Raw genomic sequence first — 22,342 nt, 5'->3', positions numbered from 1 at the left:
TTTTAGTTTTATTAACTATTTAAAGTATAAATAAAAGCGTTAACTAACTTCAATGTCATGTTGAACAAGAATTTTTTCTTTTTTTTGTCAATGTGCTAGTTTTAAGCTTTAATAAATATCCATAAGAAATAAAAACTGATACACTGGAGTAAATAAGTATGTTAACAATATCAAAAGGAGTGTCTCTTATGAAAATCGCTTTGATCGCTCATGACCGAAAAAAACCTATGATGGTGAAATTAGCAACAGCGTATAAAACAATATTGGAAAAACATGAACTTTTTGCTACCGGGACGACTGGGCAGAGGATCACGGAAGCAACCGGCTTGCCGATCCATCGGTTTAAATCCGGACCGTTAGGCGGGGATCAGCAAATTGGAGCCATGATTTCGGAGGATCAGTTAGATTTGGTGATTTTTCTTCGAGACCCGCTGGCTGCACAGCCCCATGAACCAGATGTAACAGCACTTATCCGTTTATCTGATGTCTATGAGATTCCGTTAGCTACGAATATCGGAACAGCTGAGGTGCTACTAAGAGGACTGGAAGCCGGCTTCCTAGATTTTCGAAGAATCGTCCATGAAATAGACAAGCATCCACTTTCATTTTGATGGATAAGCGTATGGAAAAATAACGTTTAATGTTCGCCTATATGTAGCTATAAAAGCTAAACAAACTGATAATATGCGATATAATACGAACGTATTGGATAATATAAACAATAATATTAGTTTTTCGTATTTGCAGTAAATGTGAAAATATGCTATAGTTTCTGTGGGAAAAGATCCCAAAAATAATACAGAGTAGAAAATAAAGCGTTAAGTGCTAAGAGGATGGGATGTTGCCTCTTGGACGAAGGACGTAATGTTCGCGGTTTTATTTTCGCATTCGCTGCATGATACGATGTAGCAGCTCTTAAAGGAGATGCTAAAAATGAAGAAACACCGGTTAGACGCACGTATGATTGCTATTATGGGCTTATTGATTGCATTGATGGTCACTTTGTCCCGACTGGTAGCAATCGAGACCCCATTTATTAAAATCAGTGTCACATTTATTCCACAAGTGATCATGGGCATTCTTTTTGGTCCTTTTTGGTCAGGGATAGGCGCAGTTTTAGCTGATTTAGTAGGAATGGCCCTCTTCTCGAAATCTGCATTCTTTATTGGATTTACATTGAATGCATTTATTGAAGGAGCAATCTACGGATTCTTTTTCTATCGAAAAGAGATCACTTGGAAAAATGCCATTCTGGCTACGCTTAGTGTCACGCTGATCATCAACTTATTTTTGACACCATTATGGCTTGCGTTGATGTACCATGTGCCATTGTTCAGCTGGGTCGTTTGGGCGCCCCGCCTGTTAAAAACAGTAATATGGTTACCGGTTCAATCAATTGCCATTTATTACGTAGGACGTAGTATTCCTTACAAAAAAATTTTAAGAAGTTTAGCGATCCACGCTAAATAAAAAACAAGCAGTCTTCCCATCCCAGAAGACTGCTTGTTTTTATTGTGCTGTGAATTGTGCTTGATAGAGCCGTCGGTAATAACCATCTTTTTGAAGCAGCTCATCATGGGTGCCCATTTCGACAATAGCTCCCTGATCCATCACTAATATCTGGTCCGCATTTTTGATTGTGGACAGGCGATGGGCAATCACAAAACTGGTTTTTCCTTCCATCATTGCTAAGAAGGCTTGTTGGATTTTTTTCTCTGTCAATGTATCGACTGAGCTGGTAGCTTCATCTAAGATCAACATAGGGGGATTACTGATCATCGTTCGAGCAATCGTCAACAGTTGGCGTTGTCCATCTGATATCTTTAACCCTTGACCGCCAATCTTAGTATCTAATTTTTCCGGCAAACGTTCTACAAATTCATACATATAAGAGGCTTTTAGGGCATCATTGATTTCTGCGTCACTTGCTTCCGGATTCCCAAAACGAAGATTTTCTCGCAATGTACTGTCAAATAGCCAAGTATCTTGTAACACCATTCCAAAACTTTTACGTAATGTATCACGTTGGATAGAGCGGATGTCATGGTCATCGACTGTAATTGTTCCTTTTGTTGTGTCATAAAAACGCATCAGCAAATTAACAAGTGTGGATTTTCCGGCCCCTGTTTTTCCTACTATAGCAATGGTTTGACCTGGATAAGCAGTAAAATTGAAATCTTCGATCAAACGCTGCTTGGGGTCATAAGAAAAAGAAACATGATCAAAAGAGACTTTTCCTTTGATATTTTTGGGTTCCAAGGCATAGGCATCTGGCAAATCAGGCTTTTCTTCTGGCTGATCGATCAAATCAAATGCTCGTTCTAGACCAGAAAAAGCGGTTTGCAGTTGTGTCGTGATTCCAGAAAGTTCGATAAATGGTTTAGAAAACTGACTTGAGTAGATCGTAAAGCTGGAAATCACACCAACAGTGATTGACGAACCACTCTTCAATGCCAATAGGCCGCCAACTAAACCAATCGATAAATAAGCAAGGTGATCTACAAAACGAGAAGACGGGTTTGTCAAGGAAGAAGAAAATTGTGCCCGTTGTCCTTTTTCATATAGATCAGCATTTAGCAGTTCAAATTGCTGTTGACTAGCTTCTTCTTGCTGAAAAGCTTTCACGATTTTCTGGTTACCGATTCGTTCGGTCACAAAGCCCGAGATATCCCCAATAATCCTTTGCTGTCTATCGAAATTTGTTTGTGAAGCACGAGCAACGATCCAACTCACAAGGAAAATAATTGGTGTAGAACAAAGAACGACCAATGTCAGAAGTGGACTTAGACGCATCATAAAAATAAACGAAAGAATGATGATTGCCACTCCAGAAAATAATTGATTGAAGGCCGCAGAAATTGCAATGGAAATATTGTCCATATCATTTGTAAATCGACTGACGATATTTCCGTGGGAGTTTTGATCATAATAACGAAGTGGCAATCGATTCAGATGAGCAAATGCATCTTTTCTTAATTTTGCAACGGATAAGTAAGCTAACCGATTGCTTAACACTTGGATGAGCCATTGACTGACTACGTTGATTAAAACGATACCACCGAATAGAATAAGTAAATGGAACAGTCGATTGAAGCGGACCTGTCCTTCTCCAATCATTTGATCGATACTTTGACCAATTTGTAACGTCATCACAACTGTTGCAATCCCATTGATGATTCCTAGTATCACAGCTAGCCAAATGTCTTTTGCATAGGCAGTAAGGTAAGGAATGAATCGGCGGAGCGTCTGCAAGGATAATTTTTTTACTTTCATAACTATTCTTCCTCCTGTGATGCGACGATTTCCTGATATTCTGCTGATTGAGCAAGTAATTCTTCATGGGTACCCTGAGCAGCAATCTTACCTTGATCCATCACTAAGATATGATGTGCTTCTTGAATAGAGCGGACACGTTGGGAGATAATAATCACTGTACTGCCAAGATAAGTCTGTAGCGCCTTACGCAAATCCAAGTCTGTTTGATAATCCAACGCACTTAAAGAGTCATCTAAAATCAGTAATGCTGGCTTGGCAATCAAAGCTCTTGCAATCGTCAGTCGCTGTTTTTGTCCGCCAGAGAAATTTTTCCCATTTTCCATGACTTTTGTATCTAAACCATTTGGAAGCTGACGGACAAATTCTTCTGCCTGAGCGATTTTCAGAGCTTCCCAACATTCTTTTTCTGTGGCGTCTTTCTTACCCCATTGAAGGTTTTCACGAATAGTCCCGGTAAATAGTACAGAAGTTTGGGGAACAAGAGCAATTTGCTGACGGAGATGATCCAGCTGCCAAGAACGAACATCCATTCCGTCCATTATAACTGTACCGGAACTGACATCATAGAAACGCGGAATCAATTGTGTCAAAGTCGTTTTCCCGCTTCCGGTTGGACCAATGATTCCAAGGACTGTATTTCGCTTCAGCTGAAATGTAATATTTTGGAGAGAAAGACCAGAATCAGGAGTATAACGGAAGTCAACATGGTCAAAAGCGATAATTGCTTCAGAAGAAAAATCGGGAGTAGTACTGACCTCAGCTTCAAGAATCGAATTTTCTGTGTCTAGCACCTCTTTCACCCGATTTCCTGAAGCTTCGGCACGTGTGAAGATCACGACGAGGTTTGAAACAACGATCAGTGCCAAAAGCATTTGATTCATATAATTGATCAAAGCAAGAACTTGTCCTTGTTGCAAGCTACCAATATTTACTTTGATCCCGCCAACTGTCAGCAAACAGATGATCCCGACATTCATGATCAAGGTTGTAGCAGGTGATAATAGGGCAGAGATATTGGAAACACGTAAATAATTGTTCGCTAGATCATTTGTGCTTTTATCGAACTTCTCTGTTTCTTTTTTTGTCTGCGCAAATGCGCGGATGACACGAACACCGCTAAGATTCTGACTAACGTGTTCATTGAGCTGATCTAGTTTTTCTTGCACTTTTTGGTAGAGAGGAACGGTTTTTTTGATGATAAAAAATAAAATGATTGAGAAAATAGGCAATAATGCTAAGAAAAACAGACCTACTTCCCAGTCGATCACAAAAGCCATGACCACTGACCCGATACTTAAAAACGGTGCTCTGATCAATAAACGAATGACCATTGCTAAAGCTAGCTGAAGCTGATTGATGTCGTTTGTCATTCGGGTGATCAAGGTATCTGTTCCAAAATGATTCAACTCGTTGTGAGAGAAAGTATTGATTTTTTTGATTAGCTGATTACGTAACTCTGTACCAAATCCTTGTGAAGCTACTGAAGCATAGTATTGGCAAATGATAGCACAAATCAGACCAATCACAGACATAGCGACCATCCATAAGCCCATTTCAATGATTTTTCCTCGGTCATTCATTTTTAGTCCATTATCGATCAAGGAAGCCATCATTAAAGGCAGGACAAGTTCGAAGACAGCTTCAAGAAATTTGAAGAACGGGCCCAAAATGATTTGCTTACGATAGTCTTTTGCATAACGTAATAACTGAATCATATGATTCCTCCTATTATTTATTTGTCCACAATTGAAAAAACAAGTACTACCACATTGTAGCTTAGGAAATTTAGAATGAAAAGAGAACAAGCCTTTTCATAAATGAAAGTTTTATTATGAAGAAGCTTTAGAAATTGAATAGACTATTTTTTTTTAAAAAAAAGAAAATGAGAAAACATGCCAGTCTCTTCATTCATAGGAACGTCTATTTTACTTAATTTTTCTATAAATGAATTCTGCATAAAAAATATATCAAGTAAATGTTTATAGATGAAACTCTATTTACTTCTTTTTTAATTTGTTCTTGCAATCTTTTTTGCTACGTAATTTTTGTAAAAAAGTGGGTTGAGAGAAATCTAATTGATTTTCAAAGAAGGAGTATGAAAATGAGAAAAATATTTATTCGTTTATTGTGGGTACTATCTTAGAGGAATAAATAATAGTGGAGAAAACTATGGTTTGGCGCAGATTCTATCAGGTTTGATGGAACGAAGACAACCTCCCGACATCAAGTCAAAAGCTACTTGAGATTTTGATCTGAAAATAAAAAAAGAAAACAAGGTAGGAACATCAATGTTTCTACCTTGTTTTCGTAATCAATGGGAAAAAACTAAGAGTGGTGTACGTAATCAATAAAAAGGATGGTGACAACAGTACCTCTTTACTCTCTGAAAGCATCATAACTCGTTTTTCCTCATTATGCCAATAAATTGTTGTTATACCACATATAAGGATTTGTAATAGCTAAAAACAGACAGGAAAGTTGAAATCTGTGAATCTTATTTTGTATGGAAGGATTTATAGAACGCAAAAATCAAGATAAAGATGAATAAAAATCCTGTTTCGGCTATATATTGCGTATCTACGCCAATAAAACGAGTTTGTTCTGTCATAGCCATATAAAGCAAAGGCAAAAATACAACTACAGCGAGATAAGATCCGATGATTTCTCGAAAAGTTTTCCAGGAAGTATGTTTCCTGTTTTTATATTTATCCGATTTCATTGAATAGTCATAGCCTCCTTATTCTTTCATATGTTGAAATTCCAGTATAAAAACTGGAAGGAACTGTACGTTTTTTAGAATAAAAATTATAAGGGATAAGTAGGCTGCTGTCTATAATAAGATATATTTTTCAATTCTTTATTAAAGATTTTATTGACAAAATGAATCCGTTTTCTATGATGGAGGAGGGGTGAATAAGTTGTTGAAGAAGGAAATTTTATGTTACTTAGAGAACCAGACAGCCTTTTTCGATTTAGAACATATGAACGAGGTCTTTACAGCACAAAGGTTAGCTGATCATTTTGGGGTAAAAAGAAACACAGTCAGTCATTATTTGAACCAGTTAAATGATGAGCAACTACTAGTCAAAATCAATTCTCGACCAGTGATTTATTTCCACAAAGAAGCTTTTGAAAAACAATTTTTTAAGTTACGCACGAATTTTTATTTTTCTATCGATGATCTCAAAGAGGAACAGCCTTTTTTCGCGCAACCAAAAGACTTATTCTCTTTTATGATCGGATACGACGCCAGTTTGAAAGAAAGTATCGAACAAATCAAAACAGCTCTTTACTATCCAGATGGCGGATTACCACTTTTGATTACAGGCGAAAGTGGCACAGGTAAAAGTTATTTAGTTAATTTGGTCTATCAGTATTGTCTGCTTCATGATCTGCTAGAAGATTCTGCACCATTCATCACTTTTAATTGTGCACAATATGCAGATAATCCTGAACTTTTGACTAGCAATTTGTTTGGACATGTTAAGGGAGCGTACACTGGTGCAGAAGAAAATAAAAAAGGGGCTTTTGAAGCAGCAGATGGTGGGATCTTGTTTTTAGACGAGGTACATCGCTTAACACCAGAAGGTCAGGAAAAACTGTTCACCTATCTTGATCAAGGTGTGATTTATCGTATGGGAGAACCTAATTTGTCACGCCGGATCAAAACACGTCTCTTTTTTGCTACGACTGAAGAGATTACTAGTCATTTCTTAACAACTTTCATTCGAAGAATACCTATCCGAATCGAACTACCTGCACTTAATCAGCGTAGTCGTAATGAACGGCTAGAACTGATTTACTCTTTTTTTCTCGAAGAACAAAGAAAAATGGGGAGCCCTTTGTCAGTCAGTGGACCAGCTTTGTCACTTTTAACAAGTCAGAAATTATCCGGAAACATAGGAGAGCTGAAAAATATCGTCAAAGTTTCAGCAGCAAAAGCATATGCTGAACAGCGTGAACAGCCTGAAATCCATGTCACGATCCATCATTTGCAAAAAGAACTACTTGCGCAGCCTATTACTAAAAATACAGCACAGCAAGGAATCTATATTACGCAAGACCAGACCTTAGAGCAATTAATGGAGAAGCAACAGCCCGAACAGCAGCGAATCGTTAAAAGTTTTGAGCAAATCCTAATTGATTTCAAGAAAAATAACTGTCTGCTATATTCTTGCGAAGGAAAATTAAAGCAAGAAATGATTCAATTATTTGATTTTTTGCTGTTTGAGACCAGTAGACAAGAAAAACACGAGCTGCTGGTTTATTGGACACAATCTATCCGAGAGACCTTTCGACAAATGGAAACTGCCTATCAAATCAAATTCGATGGAAACAGTGTCTATGCCTTGAGTTACTATCTCTATCAGCGAAGCACTATCAAATGGTTACCGGAAGAACATGATATTATCCAACTAATCAAAGAATTAGAACAACAAGTTTCTCAGTCTTATCCATCTAGTTATCACTATGTCCAACGAATTCTGGAATTAAGTAAGATCAAATTAGATATTGAAGACACAAGTATGGATCGGATTTTACTGACGATCTATCTAAAAAAAGCGAAATGGTCAAAAGAAAAACGACTGCCAAAAGCGATGATTGCTGCTCACGGTTATGCAACTGCTAGCAGTATGGCAAATGTAGTAAATCGTTTATTACAAGAGGATCTATTTGAATCATTTGATATGCCACTAGATGTCACACCACAGCAGATTGCTTCAGAAATCCTTGATTATTGCGAAAACAGCGATGTTTCAAATGGATTGATCATATTAGTAGACATGGGATCTCTGAAAGAAATCCATCAGTTTTTTAAAAAACAGTTATCCGTACCGCTTTTGATTTTGAATAATGTGACGACACCTTTAGCAATCACAGTAGGGGAATGCCTGCAAAAAAATGTATCATTAGAAGAGATAGCAGAAGAGACTGTTCGACAGATCCAGCCAGAATGGCGACTGCTCTATCCAGAGGAAAACAAACCCAAAGCACTCATTACTACTTGCTTCACTGGAATCGGTACGGCGGTCCACTTAAGTGAACTGCTAGAAAAAAGCTTACCTACGGCTTGTCAGTTGAAAATCATCCCATATGAATATCAGCAATTAAAAGATAAGAAAAACAGTGACCCATTATTTTCCATATACGAAGTCGTAGGAATGATTGGCACCACAGATCCTGATATCACCAATATCGAATATCTTTCATTAGAAGACCTCATCTCGGGGGAAAAGATGTCTGTACTAGCTGAATGGTTGGACACTACTATGAATGCTTCAGAGAAGGAAATATTCAATCAGCGCATCATTCGTAATTTTTCATTGGAAAAAGTACTGGATTCCGTGACTATTCTAGATACAGAGAAGGTGATGGGAGAAATCGATCATTTTATGAGAGAATTAGAGGTGCAGTTGAATCGAAGCATCAGCAATCCCAAAAAATTAGCGTTGTATGTCCATGTGAGCTGTCTCATTGAACGATTGATCCGACAAATGCCAATCGAAACCTATCAAGGATTAGAGAAATGGAAGCAGTGTCAAAAAGAAGGGTTATCTGCTATTAAATCTGCGTTTAGTGTCATTGAAGAGCATTATAGTGTCATGATCCCCAATTCTGAGATTGCCTATATCTATGATATTTTGAGTGAAGATACAGAGTTTCTCTCGATAGAAGAAGAATTTTGAACATAAGCAAGTTGTTGCCACTAATTTTGGCATGCAACTTGCTTTTTTAGTATGTGTAAGTGAAAAGAGGAGATGAAAAAGTGGATAGAGAAATTATCTTAGCTTCCCATGGAAAATTTGCTTCAGGGATATTAGATTCATTAGAGCTGATCTATGGGAAAAATCATTCTATTACTGTATTGGATTGCTATACTGATGAGAATTTTGATTTAGCGGAAACAGTAAGGCAGCTTTTTATGAGGTACAAAGATAAAGAAATCATTGTTCTGACGGATCTTTTTGGCGGAAGTGTCAACAACGAATTCTTACAATATATCAATCGGGATCATGTCTATCTCGTTGCCGGATTGAATTTGCCACTATTGATTGAGCTAGTATCTCGGTTGGACGCTGAAGTAGAGACAACTGTTTTGATCCAGCAGGTGCTAACTGATTCAAAAAAAATGATCCAGTTTTGTAACGAGCGGCTCAATCAGAAAATAGAAGAAGACGAATTTTAGGAGGAAGAAAAATGATTGTATTGACAAGAGTCGACCATCGGTTATTACACGGACAAGTAGCTTTTTCATGGACACAAACAATAGGCGCAGACTGTATTTTGATTGCTAATGATGATGTACCTACGAATGAGATACGAAAGACAACGATCAAATTAGCCAAGCCACAAGGAGTCAAACTAGTGATCAAATCAATTGATGACTCGATTGCCGCGTTGAAAAGCGGGGTGACAGATAAATATAAGTTATTCATCGTAGTGGAATCGATCGAGGATGCATATAAGCTGGCAGAAGCGTATCCAGAAATCAAAACCATCAACTTAGGAGGGATCAAGGCAAAACCTGGTACTCGCAGCATCGGAAAAGCGGTAAATATTTTACCAGAAGAGGAGGAACGCTTGAAACGATTAATTGACAAACAAATAGAAGTAGAAATCCGTCAAGTACCAGCAGATAAAAAAGTGGATGTAAGAGAAGTTTTGTAAGAAAGGAAGAACCTCAATGATTGTACAAGCAGTCTTATTAGGAATTGTTGCATTTGTCGCACAATCAGAATATGCACTAGGGACATCGTTGCTTTCTCGTCCGATTGTGACGGGGCTGTTTACAGGAATCGTGTTAGGTGATGTAAAAACTGGGATCATTATGGGCGCAACTTTAGAGTTAGCATTTATCGGATCGTTCTCAGTAGGTGCTTCGATTCCACCTGATGTTGTGACCGGTGGGATTTTAGGGACGGCTTTTGCTATTACAGCTGGAGCCGGTACAGAAACCGCGCTTTTACTAGGTTTGCCGATTGCTACGTTGACATTGATATTGAAAAATATTTACTTAGGGCTTTTGATTCCAATTATGAACCATAAAGCAGACAATTATGCAGAAGAAGGAAATTATAAAGGAGTCGAGCATATGCACTTGCTTGCCGGTATCGGTCTTTCCTTGATGCTTGGTGTTGTGGTAATGGTTTCTTATATGGTGGGAAGCAATACGATCGGAAATCTATTAAATATGATTCCTGACTTCGTTCAAAAGGGGTTGTCAGTAGCTACAGGGTTGATTCCAGCTCTTGGTTTTGCGATGCTTGCTCGTTTGCTGATCAACAAACAAGTTGCACCATATTTTTTCTTAGGTTTTGCTATAGCTTCTTACTTAGAGATTCCTGTGACCGGAGTAGCTATTTTTGGTGCGATTTTAGCAGTTGTGGTAGTCAATATTATGAATGTCCGTCAACTACCACTTCAAACAACTGCAGGGGAGGTAGAAGAAGATGAAGAATTCTGAGATCAAAAACAGCAAAATAACGAAAAAAGAGCTAAATCACGTATTTTGGCGTTCTTTTCAAATGGAGTTTTCTTGGAATTATGAACGTCAGATGAATATGGCTTATGTTTATGCAATGATTCCGATTTTGAAAAAGTTATATCAGTCGAAAGAAGAAATGGCAGCAGCTTTGAAACGGCATCTAGAGTTTTTTAACACGACCCCACATATCGTTACACTGATTTTAGGAATCACGGCTGCAATGGAGGAAGAAAATAAGGATGATCCTGAATTTGATGTGACTGCGATCGATAGTATCAAAACATCTTTGATGGGACCTCTTGCAGGGTTAGGAGATTCTTTCTTTTGGGGAACTTTGCGATTGATTGCCACAGGTGTGGGTACCTCTTTAGCCATGCAAGGAAATATTTTAGGCCCTATCTTGTTCATTTTGATTTTCAATATTCCGCACATTCTGTTTCGCTATCTAGCAACAGGTTGGGGATATCGCTTAGGAACGGGTTTTTTGAAAAAGATCCAGGCAAACGGTATGATGGAAAGTTTGACATTAGGCGCGTCTATTATTGGACTGATGGTCGTTGGAGCAATGACTGCCACGATGATCACCATCAATATTCCTTTAAAAATCGGTTCAGGAGAAAATGCTGTGACTGTTCAAAGTATTTTTGATGATATCGTTCCAAATATCTTATGTCTTGGAGCATTTGGCATAGTGTTTTATCTATTGAAGAAAGAAGTGAAACCATTAACGATCTTGATCGGACTAGCTTTCTTTGGAATTTTTGGTTCGTGGATAGGGATTTTTTAAAAAAGGAGCAGAGAAAATGTTTACGATGCAAGATTATATCTATGAAGAAAAGGAAGTACTAAGTACGATCTTGAAAAAGAATGATTTTTCGACAAGAGAACATATGAAAAAAACAGTGAATTTACTGATCTTAGCAACGGGTTCATCTTATAACGCTTGTTTAGCAGCGAAGCCAGCATTGGAATCTTATGGTGATCTTACTGTCGATATTCAAGAACCTTTTTATTTTTTCCATTATGGAAAACTTTCTCCTTCAATCGATACTGTGATTGCTGTGTCACAAAGCGGGAAAAGTGCTTCTACTGTTGAAGCAGTAAAAATGATACAAAAACAAGGGTTACCTGTTGTTGCTATCACAAATGACGTGCAAAGTCCACTTGCTTTAGAAGCTGCACAAATTATTGATTTAGGTGCCGGGGTAGAATCAGTAGGCTTCGTTACAAAAGGCTATTCTGCGACTGTTTTACAGTTACTACTCTTAGGGATAGGAATTGGAATAAGTAAAAATAAAATCAGCAAAAAAATAGAACAAGACTACATGCAACAGTTGCGCAAAATAATCAACCATTTACCAGCGATTATTCAAAAAACGGAAGAATTTTTTGATGGATATCAAAGTTTATTTCGTTTAGCACAGCGTTTCGTCACCATTGGATATGGTCCAAACTGGGGAACAGCTAAAGAAGCAGAGACGAAATTGACTGAAACAATCCGCGTTCCGTCACAAGGATTTGAGTTAGAAGCTTATATGCACGGCCCATACCTGGAGGCAGATGCTTCGCATTTGCTATTCTTTATTGAAGGGGAAAGTGTAAATAAGGAACGTTCGCAAAAGTTGCAAAGATATATGAGTCGGTACGTTGGAGAGACTCTCACCATTACCACAAAAAAAGCAAGAAACGAGAAAACACTTGGATTAGCAATAGAATGTGATGAATATCTGTCTGTATTAGCGCTTGTCGTTCCGTTTCAACTATTCGCTTATAAAACCGCAGTAGCTAAAGGTATTGACTTGAACAAAAAGATTTTTGAAGACTTTGATACAGTCTTGAAAAGTAAATTATAAGAGGTGGAAATCATGCTGAAATTCAATGAAGAAGAACAAATCAAAGCAATAAAAGGCGCACTAGCTTTACGTCCGCAAGTAGAAGAAATCATCGATAAACTTTATGCGGAAAAATTTGACGCTGTCTATTATCTAGGAATCGGTGGAACGTATGCTTCCTCGATGCAAGCTGTCACTTATATGAATGGGAAAAGCAACTTGCCTGTCTTTGTACAGCATGCTGCAGAATATTACACTACTGGAAACAAAAGATTAACAAAAGATTCTATCGTTATTTTGTCCTCTGTTACCGGTACAACTCAAGAAGTAGTGAAAGCAGTAGAACAAATCAAGAAAGTAGGAGCGACACTGATTGGATTTATCGATAAAGCGAACAGTAAGTTGTCTCAGCTATGCGATTTTGTGGTCACTTATCCAGCTCCTGGAACAGAACAAATCAAATTTTTTATGGCAGCAGATCGATTGATGTATTTGAATGGAGAATTCGAAGCTTATTCAGAATACTATGAACAGCTCGAACGTTATTTACCAACAGGGTTAGTGGAAGCAGAGAAAAAAGCAGATGCATTTGGCTTATCATTTGCAGAAAAACATCGACGTGATAGTATGCATTATTTTATTGGAGCAGGGAATCAATGGGGAGCTGTTTATTCATATGCCATGTGTTACTGGGAAGAACAAAGCTGGCTTCCATCGAAATCTATCCATGCTGCCGAGTTTCTTCACGGGACGTTAGAGATCGTAGAAGAAACAACCCCAGTCACATTATTTTTAGGCGAAGATGAACAGAGAGTGTTATCTGAACGTGTGGCTAAACTTTTGCCAAAAATTTGCAGCAATTATACATTGATAGACACAAAAGACTATCCAGTAGAAGGTATCAGTGAAAAATATCGCGGACGTGTTTTGTCTTTCTTATTGATGCATGTAGTGACACAACGCATCGATGCTCATGTGGAGCAGTTGAACTGCCATCCATTAGAGATACGCCGCTACTATCGTCAGTTTGATTATTAGGATAGACTGGATAAAAAGAATATAAAAAATAAAGAGAGCAGCGATAACTGCTCCCTTTATTTTTTTAAAATATTGGCATCAATTACGTTATAAAACACATTTTTTGCATTATCTACAGTTCAACTTATAATCTGTTTAATGGGACATGTGGGTGCCAACCATTTTTTGTTATGCAATAGTACTATTTAGTTGTTGCATGGATCCGTAGTAAAAGTCCAAGTACAACGAGTTGCGCCAGTTTACATAGCGTTTTGTATCCAGAATGTTGACTAAAACAAAAGTTCCTATGTCAACCGTCAACAGAGACAATCTGTCCGTTGCAGGACCTGACAGATTTAGAAATGTTCAATCTGTCTCTTATGTATTTTAAATCAATACTCACTAGGAGAAGTTTCCTAACCTCCTAATAGTAATGCTGGTAGTAACATTGTCAAAACTGCTTCCTCTTAGGAACAAGCAAAGCATAACGAGTGTAAAAATAAAATGTAGACTATTGTAACATATCATTGATTATTTCAAGTAAAAACGATAAAAGAAGTAAACAAACACTTAAAAACAATGGAAATTAGTCCCAACTTTAAGAAATGTATACTATAATGGAAATTATCAATTATTTATTTGGAGGAATATCCATGAAACAAAAAATCGCAGTTCTTGGTCCTGGATCTTGGGGCACTGCTTTAGCACAAACATTGGCAGAAAACGGGCATGATGTCCGTATTTGGGGAAATGTACCTGAACAGATTGATGAAATCAATAAGTATCATACAAATCAGCATTTTTTACCTGATTTGACGATCCCAGAATCGATTATCGGATATAAAGAATTGGCAGAAGCAGTGGATAACGCAGATGCTATTTTATTTGTTGTTCCAACAAAAGCGATTCGTTCAGTCGCACAGGAACTTATTGGTAAAATGAATACTAAGCCAATCATTATACATGCAAGTAAAGGACTAGAACAAGATACGCATAAACGAATCTCAGAAGTTTTGGCTGAAGAAATTCCAGAAGAAAAAAGACAGGCAATTGTTGTATTATCTGGTCCTAGCCATGCTGAGGAAGTGGCAGTACATGATATCACAACAATTACAGCTGCAAGTATTGATCAAAAAGCAGCAGCCTATGTACAAAAACTGTTCATGAATGATTATTTCAGGATTTATACAAATAATGATGTGATTGGCGTAGAAACTGGTGCAGCACTGAAAAATATCATTGCAATTGGTGCCGGCGCTATCCATGGATTAGGATTCGGAGATGATGCAAAAGCAGCAATCATGACTCGAGGATTGGCAGAAATCAGCCGTCTTGGTGTCGCGATGGGTGCCAATCCTCTGACATTTATCGGTTTGAGTGGTGTGGGGGACTTGATCGTTACTTGTACAAGTGTTCATTCTCGCAATTGGCGTGCCGGTAACTTGTTAGGACAGGGACATAAGCTGGAAGAAGTTCTAGAAAACATGGGAATGGTCGTTGAGGGTGTGGCAACGACAAAAGCAGCAGTAGAGCTAGCTCAACAGCTAGGTGTTGAGATGCCAATTACTCAAACAATCTATAATGTTTTGTATAATGGAGAAGATATCAAAAAAGCAGCAAAAGAAATCATGTTACGTGACGGAAAAATGGAGAATGAATTTTCTCTTCGTTAAATAGATGATCAATAGTTAATCGTCGTTTAGGAGGAACAGCAAGTGAAGGTCAAAAAAGCAGTCATTCCTGCCGCTGGGCTAGGAACACGTTTTTTGCCGGCAACAAAAGCCATGGCAAAAGAAATGCTTCCAATCGTGGATAAACCAACGATCCAGTTTATTGTGGAAGAAGCATTGGATTCGGGAATCGAAGACATCTTGATCGTAACGGGAAAAGAAAAAAGACCCATTGAAGATCACTTTGATGCAAATATCGAATTGGAAAACAATTTGCGGGAAAAGGAAAAAACAGAATTACTCGCTTTAGTTGAAGAAACGACTCAAGTCAATCTTCACTTCATCCGTCAATCTCATCCAAGAGGACTGGGGGATGCCGTGCTTCAAGCAAAAGCATTTATAGGAAATGAACCGTTTGTCGTCATGCTGGGGGATGATTTGATGAAAGATGATATCCCATTGACTCAACAATTGATGATGGATTATGAAGAAACACAAGCTTCCGCTGTTGCCGTCATGCGTGTACCAGAAAATGAAACATCTAAATACGGAATTATTGATCCTAAAACAGATAGCGAAAAGGGTCGTTGCAGAGTAAAAGGGTTTGTAGAAAAACCTGAAATGGGAAAAGCACCAAGTAATTTAGCCATTATCGGACGTTATCTACTGACTCCTAAAATATTTGAGATATTAGAAACTCAAGAACCAGGAGCAGGAAACGAGATACAGCTAACGGATGCACTTCAGACTCTTAACCAGACAGAGGCGGTCTATGCGAGAGAGTTTAAAGGAAAAAGATACGACGTAGGCGATAAGTTAGGATATATGAAGACAAATATTGAATATGGACTTCAACATTCGGAAATTGGGACTTCATTAAGTGCATATATTATCCAGTTGAGTAAAAAGCTAAGAACAGAAAGTTAACTGGAAATAAGTGGCCTGCTGAGAATGAAAGGCTATTTGTTATTAAAGCGGCAGCTTGTGCGTCATTTGCGCAACTGTCGTTTTAGTTTTTTGACTCTAGATCAGTTGAGTCGTGGAAAACGAAAGATAGAAAAAGACTTTCGTGAATAGATTCAGAAAATATTCTGCTAATGGTTTAATTTTTTTTTAAGTTGTATAAAAGAAAATGATTACATAAGAGAAATGAAAGCCAAGCCAGAAGATTCATAGTAGAATAAAAAGGCGAATTTTTTAATTATAAAAAAAGGTGTGTGTTCACTATGGGAAAATTAGTCGCTGTTGCACAGTCGCTGCTTGATATACTCAAGTGGCTGATGGAAGGAAGCAATTGGATATTTGTGTTGCCACTATTGCTTATTAGTCTATTTATCATGTTTCGCATGGTCAGAAAAAAAGAAACGTTTCTGATTTTTATCTGGTATGCAGCATCCGTTGGGGTTGCTACCTTGATGGTTGAATTGGCGTTAGGTAGTTGGGAAGCTTGCGTATTTGCTTTATTTTTTGCTGTACTGTATCTAATCATTTATATCCCATATATGAAAAGAAAGTCTCGGATAGGCAGAAAAGGTAGACATACAACTACTTTTTCTAGTACAGATTCTCTCGAACAAAGTAGAAGAACGAGAAGAAGACGGTAATATTTAGTAGGTATACGCAAAAAAAGATAAAATAATGGATAAACTATTGAGATGAGAGATTTATTTAATTGGTGGAAAAAAGCTTTTTTCACTTATATAAAAGAATCTTTTTTAAAGGAATGCTTGTTGTATCGGGATAAGCCATTCCTTTTTTTATGTTATTTATATATATATAAATCATACCAATGTTTTTTTGTATTTTCGTGCTTGCACTTGGATAAGAGATTACTTACAATAAATTCAGATAGAAACAGCTGAATAAAAAAAGGCTCCCTGACCCTTAGTTGGCGCTAAGAATCAGGGAATGACCAGTCACACACATACACCCTGACCGATCATTTTGCCATAGTCAATGCAGTGCATCGACCTAATTTATTGTACCTAATCTAGGGTGAAAATTCTACCCCTATGTAGATATTTTCCATGGTCTGCACGTTGTTTTATTTGCTATGTCAAGGTATTGGGCGTATTCGTTCAATGCCTTTTTTGTGTTTGAAACAGCAAAGACCACATGTGTTACTGTCTAACTACTGTTTTTTTATGTACTTCCTTAGATTAGGCAGCTGTTTCTATTCATGTCAAGTATAGCTAGGCGGGAGAGATAAATGAGTTTATGTTATTTTGACTATTATCACCAATTGGAAGAGAAATTAAGGATAGAAGAGCCGCTGATGCTTCAAGCTGGCACTTGGATCGCGAAACAAATTAATCAAGGTGGTAGATTGCAGATATATGCTAGCCGCACACTAAGTGGTGTAGCATTTGAATTTTGGGATCAAACCCCGGATCTTGTACCAAGTATATTGATTGAAAATCCAGCCGGAGGTGTCTATGAAACGCTAGAAGGTGCAGGACAGGCAATTATTGATCAGCTTTCTGTCAAATCAGAAGACATTTTTCTTCTTCTTTCGAATGAAGGAAGAAACCCGGCAATCATCGAACTAGCTCAGTGGATCAAAGAAAATGGTCATCCATTAATCATTGTTACTGGATTTGATTTGTCACGAAGTATCAAATCGCAACATAGCAGTGGTTTGCGATTATTTGAATTTGCTGATTTGGTTTTGGACAACCACGCCAATTTACATGATGCAGTCTTGACTTTGCCAAATCTAGATCCAGCGATCTGCGGAACAGCCTCTCTTGCAACGATCTTTTTGCTGCAGCAAGTTTTGTATTTTACAGCAAAACAGCTAGTCCAGGACACAAGTGGAAAATAGTTATCCACATGTTGACAAAGTTCCTTAAAAAAATAATGTTCCACATAAAAATGGAGCGTTTGAAAAAAAGAAAACGATTATTAATGAGGATTAACAACGACTACTTTTTTTGTTTTAGTTATTTTAAGATGGATCATCTTTGATTTTAAGCTTGTTTTGTTTAAAGTTTGTTATTTTTATAAGTTGTTTCACAGTTATGAGAAATGAGTTATAAGAATATGTAGTGTCAGAAAAATAAAAAGTAGTGGAAAAAGAGACAAGAAAGAATCCATATGGATTCTTTCTTGTCTCTTAATACACGTTGATGAAAGAGTCTTCCCCAAAACTCTTTACAAAGTAATTATAGTACATTTGTTATCATTATTGCAATGAAGTTTACCTGATATAACAAAATTGTCCAACAGGATACCTTTTTCTAATAGAAATAAAATACACAAAAATTGAAGGATAGATAATGGATATTTATAAGTGTTTATTATTTTTTTTGCAATGAAATTCAATTTTTCAATGATTGTAAAATGAAAAAAACAGGACGAGATTTTCTCTAATCTAAAAATAAAAAAAGAATTTTAAGGAAAAACAGAGAAATAAAATACTTAATATAAATGGAAAGAGAAAAAAATAATCATACATAGGAGAAAAAAAGCAAAATAGAAAAAAGTGATTTTCTAATAAATTATTCATGTGGAAATGTCATTTTTACTGTATAATTCATTTGATTATCCATTTTTTATTCATCAAAATTACTGAAAAAAGAAAGGAAGAAATAAATTTGAAGAAAACAAATTCTTCAGGAAAACCGAAACGCGACTTCACTAAATTATCGACACCCCATACGTATGTCATTATTTTTGGTGTAGTCATCTTTGCATGGATACTGACTTTTGTCGTTCCAGCAGGAAAGTTCAGCACGCAAGATATTGAATACAAAGATGCAAATGGCGAAACAAGTACTCGTACTGTTTTACGTCAAGATTCCTTCCGTTATGCTTACGAGCTGGATAAGTCGTATGTGTTTGATCAATTAGAAGAACTGCAAGATCATCCAGCAGAACGTGAAAAACTGGATGTTCCGGAAAAAGGATTGGAAAAAGTCATTGCTGACGGAGAAAAAAATCTTACGCAGGAAAAACTAGATGAAATTTCCTTGACAGATGATGTGCTTTACGATCAGTACGGCGAAAATATCTATGATACTTCTAAAAAATTGCATAAAACAGCCAAAATATGGGGAACAGATGATTTTGGCGGCTTTGGTTTCTTAAATTTTGTTTTTGAAGGACTAGTATCTGGAGATAAGTATGGATCTGCTGTAGGGATCGCTGCATTGATCCTTGTTGTTGGAGGTGCTTTTGGTATTATTATGCGTACCGGAGCGATCGACGCAGGTATCTATGCGTTTATCAGTAAAACTAAGGGACTGGAGCGTTTAGCTTTACCGCTATTATTCTTTGCTTTTTCATTCGGTGGCGCTACATTCGGGATGGCAGAAGAGGTAATTCCATTCTCAATGGTGATGGTTCCATTTGTCATTGCGTTAGGATATGACTCGATCGTAGCAGTAACCGTGACTTATGTCGCATCTCAAGTCGGAAATGCGACCTCTTGGATGAGCCCGTTTAGCGTAGCGGTGGCTCAAGGGATTGCTGGAATCCCCGTGTTGTCTGGTGCGACATTCCGATTGATTATGTGGGTAGTTGTTACTGCATTAGCCGCTGGTTATATGATGATATATGCAGAAAAAATCCGTAAAAAACCAGAAAGTTCGTTGACTTACAAATCAGATGATTATTTCCGTTCTCATATCAAAAAGACATCTGATGAAAATAAAAAATTCATGCTTGGGCATAAATTGATCTTATTAGAGATGTTAGTTGTCCTTGTCTGGATCGTTTGGGGCGTGACTCAAAAAGGCTATTACATTCCAGAAATCGCTTCTCAATTCTTTGTGATGGGATTAGTTGCTGGAATCATTGCTGTTCTTTTCAAATTAGATGGAATGAAAGTCAATGACATCGCTTCTTCTTTCCAATCTGGTGCAGCTGATTTAGCTGGTACAGCAATCGTAGTAGGTATGGCCAAAGGGATTCTTCTTGTCTTGGGAGGATCTGATGCATCTGTTCCTTCAGCTTTGAATACGATTTTGCATGGGATCGGGACGGCGTTGACCGGTGTTCCAGCTGTCATTGGTGCTTGGGCGATGTACATCTTCCAAAGTTTGTTCAACTTGGTTGTTACATCAAATTCAGGACAAGCAGCTTTGACTATGCCAATCATGGCTCCACTGGCAGATTTAGTAGGTGTATCCAGACAAGTAGCAGTTCTTGCTTATCAGCTTGGTTCAGGTTTTATGGACGCTTTTACACCCGTATCAGCCAGCTTGATTGGTGTGCTAGGTGTTGCACGGATCGAATGGGCAAAATGGGCAAGATTCCAAATCAAGATGCAAGGATTCCTGTTTGTTTTAGGAACTATTTTCATCATGATTGCCATTGCAATAGGTCTGCAGTAGTACTGGAGACCTGTAAATAAAAAAGTAATCCAAACAGTAGATAAGGACTCCAAGAACCGTCATTTTACGGTAAAATCAAAGGAGTAAAGATTCTATCGTTTGGATTATTTTTTAAGATCCTATCATCAGTTATACTTAAAGAAAGAGGAAAAATGTATGAAAATCATTCGACAAATTGAAGTGTTTGCACCAGATTACTTAGGAAAAATGGATGTACTGATTGCCGGTGGGAAGATTTTGGCTGTAGAAGAACAGCTAGAAGGCGGCTACGAAGGAGTGGAAGTAGAAGAACTTTCAGGTGAGGGAAAAGTACTAACCCCGGGTTTCATTGACTGTCATTTCCATATTTTAGGTGGAGGAGGAGAAGGCGGTTATCAAAATCGAACGCCAGAAGTCACATTGAGCCAATTGACTACAGCTGGTGTAACGACAGTTGTCGGTTGTTTGGGAACAGACGGAGAAGGTAGAGATATGACTGCGTTGATCAGCAAAGCGAAAGGTCTGGAAGCAGAAGGAATCTCCACTTATGTATACGAAGGTTCGTACCGATTGCCGGTAAAAACAGTAACAGATTCTATCATCAAAGACTTTTTGACAATTGATAAAATTATCGGAATCGGAGAAATCGCAGTATCCGATCACCGTTCTTCTCAGCCAAGTTTTGAAGAGTTCGCTCGTGCAGTAGCAGATGCTCGTGTAGGAGGCATGTTATCCGGAAAAGCTGGGATCATCAATGTCCACTTAGGCGGAGGAAAAAGAAAGCTAGAGCTATTGACACGAATCGTAGAAGAAACAGAAATTCCGATCACACAATTTTTGCCTACTCATGCAAATCGCACACCAGAATTATTTGAAGCTTGCGTGGCATTTGCCAAACGTGGTGGCACGATTGACTTCACTGCTAGCGAAGATCCTGATTTTTGGGAGAAGACAGATGGTGAAGTTCGCTTCAGCAAAGCACTGAAACGATTGATCGAGGAAGATGTTTCTTTAGATAATTTCACGATGACCTCAGATGGACAAGGAAGCTTGCCTTATTTTGATGAAAACAATCATTTCCTAGGGTTAGGAGTAGGAAGTGCCAAGGCATTGCTAGTAGGGATCAAAGAAGCTGTGCAAAAAGAAAGTATCCCTTTGGAAATCGCCTTACGAGCTATAACCAGTAATCCAGCACGTATATTGAAATTGGATAAAAAAGGAAAAATCGAAATTGGTGCTGATGCAGATCTGTGTATCTTGGATAAAGAAACGCTTGATATTGATACAGTTATCGCTAAAGGAGAAATAATGGTCCAAGAAAAAGAAGTCAAAGTATGGGGGACTTTCGAAAAAAGTTTTTAATCAACAGCTCTAACTATCTTTTTTAGAAAACGAGCGTTCTGTTTGTCTGTATCTGTTGTTGATGTTACCCTGAAGGTAGATCAATAAACAAACTAAGAGGAGGAAGCACAATGGCAGATTTAAAAGGACGTTCTAAAGATATGAAAGATAAAGTAGTCGGTGAAGGAAAAGAAGCATACGGCAAAGCAACAGACGACAAGAGCAAAGAAACAGAAGGGAAAGCACAATCACTAGGTGCTGACATCAAAGAAAAAGCTCGAAATTTAGGCGACGAAGTCAAAGACAAGTTTTCTCGAAAAGACGAAAAAAAATAAAAACCACTTATTACTAATTGAATCAAGCAAATAAAAAATCCGAACCATATCTGTCTCGCAGATATGGTTC

19 protein-coding genes and 1 riboswitch are annotated in these 22,342 nt (G+C 37.7%); of the genes, 16 read left to right on the top strand and 3 right to left on the bottom strand.

All coding sequences use genetic code 11. The features are described from left to right. The first annotated feature begins 188 nt into the window (after positions 1-188). Positions 189-611: a methylglyoxal synthase gene (gene mgsA / locus IGL31_RS10405; protein ID WP_002289508.1), complete on the top strand. Its 423-nt coding sequence runs from the start codon at positions 189-191 to the stop codon at positions 609-611. A 186-nt stretch (positions 612-797) separates the two neighbouring features. Next, positions 798-896, top strand: a riboswitch (THF riboswitch). Positions 897-933: 37 nt separating this feature from the next. Next, positions 934-1,470, top strand: coding sequence for a folate family ECF transporter S component (locus tag IGL31_RS10400; protein ID WP_086300283.1), 537 nt, complete (start codon positions 934-936; stop codon positions 1,468-1,470). Between the two features lie 39 nt (positions 1,471-1,509). Here IGL31_RS10400 and IGL31_RS10395 read toward each other — a convergent pair whose 3' ends face one another. The 3 genes from IGL31_RS10395 to IGL31_RS10385 all read right to left on the bottom strand — a co-directional run bounded on the left by IGL31_RS10395 (position 1,510) and on the right by IGL31_RS10385 (position 5,995). Continuing rightward, a complete protein-coding gene (locus IGL31_RS10395; RefSeq protein WP_002289511.1) occupies positions 1,510-3,273 on the bottom strand; it encodes an ABC transporter ATP-binding protein in 1,764 nt (587 codons plus the stop codon). Between the two features lie 2 nt (positions 3,274-3,275). After that, a complete protein-coding gene (locus tag IGL31_RS10390; protein ID WP_002294013.1) occupies positions 3,276-4,991 on the bottom strand; it encodes an ABC transporter ATP-binding protein in 1,716 nt (571 codons plus the stop codon). A 779-nt stretch (positions 4,992-5,770) separates the two neighbouring features. Then, entirely contained in the window at positions 5,771-5,995 is a 225-nt protein-coding gene (locus IGL31_RS10385) for a hypothetical protein (protein ID WP_002294014.1), read from the bottom strand. A gap of 190 nt (positions 5,996-6,185) precedes the next feature. Between IGL31_RS10385 and IGL31_RS10380 the strand changes: the two genes are divergently transcribed. The 14 genes from IGL31_RS10380 (at position 6,186) to IGL31_RS10315 (ending at position 22,272) form a co-directional block, all read left to right on the top strand. Further along, entirely contained in the window at positions 6,186-8,963 is a 2,778-nt protein-coding gene (locus IGL31_RS10380; RefSeq protein WP_179189396.1) for a sigma 54-interacting transcriptional regulator, read from the top strand. A gap of 80 nt (positions 8,964-9,043) precedes the next feature. Continuing rightward, positions 9,044-9,463 carry a PTS sugar transporter subunit IIA gene (locus IGL31_RS10375; protein ID WP_002294017.1) on the top strand — a complete coding sequence of 140 codons (420 nt, stop codon included), beginning with the start codon at positions 9,044-9,046 and terminating at the stop codon, positions 9,461-9,463. 11 nt (positions 9,464-9,474) lie between these two features. Next, the gene (locus tag IGL31_RS10370; protein ID WP_002287114.1) at positions 9,475-9,945 is read left to right on the top strand and encodes a PTS sugar transporter subunit IIB; all 471 of its coding nucleotides are present in this window, start codon (positions 9,475-9,477) and stop codon (positions 9,943-9,945) included. Between the two features lie 16 nt (positions 9,946-9,961). Then, entirely contained in the window at positions 9,962-10,741 is a 780-nt protein-coding gene (locus IGL31_RS10365) for a PTS mannose/fructose/sorbose/N-acetylgalactosamine transporter subunit IIC (protein ID WP_002287115.1), read from the top strand. Continuing rightward, complete coding sequence (locus IGL31_RS10360) at positions 10,728-11,549, top strand: PTS system mannose/fructose/sorbose family transporter subunit IID (protein ID WP_002287116.1); 822 nt, start codon at positions 10,728-10,730, stop codon at positions 11,547-11,549. The genes IGL31_RS10365 and IGL31_RS10360 overlap by 14 nt, the downstream gene beginning before the upstream one ends. Before the next feature lie 16 nt (positions 11,550-11,565). After that, positions 11,566-12,615: an SIS domain-containing protein gene (locus tag IGL31_RS10355; protein ID WP_002324182.1), complete on the top strand. Its 1,050-nt coding sequence runs from the start codon at positions 11,566-11,568 to the stop codon at positions 12,613-12,615. 12 nt (positions 12,616-12,627) lie between these two features. Further along, positions 12,628-13,632: an SIS domain-containing protein gene (locus IGL31_RS10350; protein ID WP_002287119.1), complete on the top strand. Its 1,005-nt coding sequence runs from the start codon at positions 12,628-12,630 to the stop codon at positions 13,630-13,632. Positions 13,633-14,264: 632 nt separating this feature from the next. After that, complete coding sequence (locus IGL31_RS10345) at positions 14,265-15,284, top strand: NAD(P)H-dependent glycerol-3-phosphate dehydrogenase (RefSeq protein ID WP_002287121.1); 1,020 nt, start codon at positions 14,265-14,267, stop codon at positions 15,282-15,284. Positions 15,285-15,326: 42 nt separating this feature from the next. Continuing rightward, positions 15,327-16,208 carry a UTP--glucose-1-phosphate uridylyltransferase GalU gene (gene galU, locus IGL31_RS10340; protein ID WP_002287122.1) on the top strand — a complete coding sequence of 294 codons (882 nt, stop codon included), beginning with the start codon at positions 15,327-15,329 and terminating at the stop codon, positions 16,206-16,208. Positions 16,209-16,507: 299 nt separating this feature from the next. After that, positions 16,508-16,885, top strand: a complete 378-nt coding sequence (locus IGL31_RS10335) for a hypothetical protein (protein ID WP_002294021.1) — start codon at positions 16,508-16,510, stop codon at positions 16,883-16,885. A 605-nt stretch (positions 16,886-17,490) separates the two neighbouring features. Next, the gene (locus IGL31_RS10330; protein ID WP_002287124.1) at positions 17,491-18,105 is read left to right on the top strand and encodes an SIS domain-containing protein; all 615 of its coding nucleotides are present in this window, start codon (positions 17,491-17,493) and stop codon (positions 18,103-18,105) included. Between the two features lie 772 nt (positions 18,106-18,877). After that, a complete protein-coding gene (gene yfcC, locus IGL31_RS10325; protein WP_002294022.1) occupies positions 18,878-20,617 on the top strand; it encodes a putative basic amino acid antiporter YfcC in 1,740 nt (579 codons plus the stop codon). 156 nt (positions 20,618-20,773) lie between these two features. After that, positions 20,774-21,958, top strand: a complete 1,185-nt coding sequence (iadA, locus tag IGL31_RS10320) for a beta-aspartyl-peptidase (RefSeq protein ID WP_002287126.1) — start codon at positions 20,774-20,776, stop codon at positions 21,956-21,958. 110 nt (positions 21,959-22,068) lie between these two features. After that, positions 22,069-22,272 (top strand): CsbD family protein, encoded by a 204-nt coding sequence (locus tag IGL31_RS10315; RefSeq protein ID WP_002287127.1) that lies wholly within the window; start codon positions 22,069-22,071, stop codon positions 22,270-22,272. Positions 22,273-22,342 lie beyond the last annotated feature (70 nt).

Origin of the sequence: Enterococcus sp. MSG3290, assembly GCF_050555565.1 — a bacterium.
GTDB lineage: Bacteria > Bacillota > Bacilli > Lactobacillales > Enterococcaceae > Enterococcus_B > Enterococcus_B faecium.
This window is presented reverse-complemented; position numbering and strand designations above follow the sequence as displayed.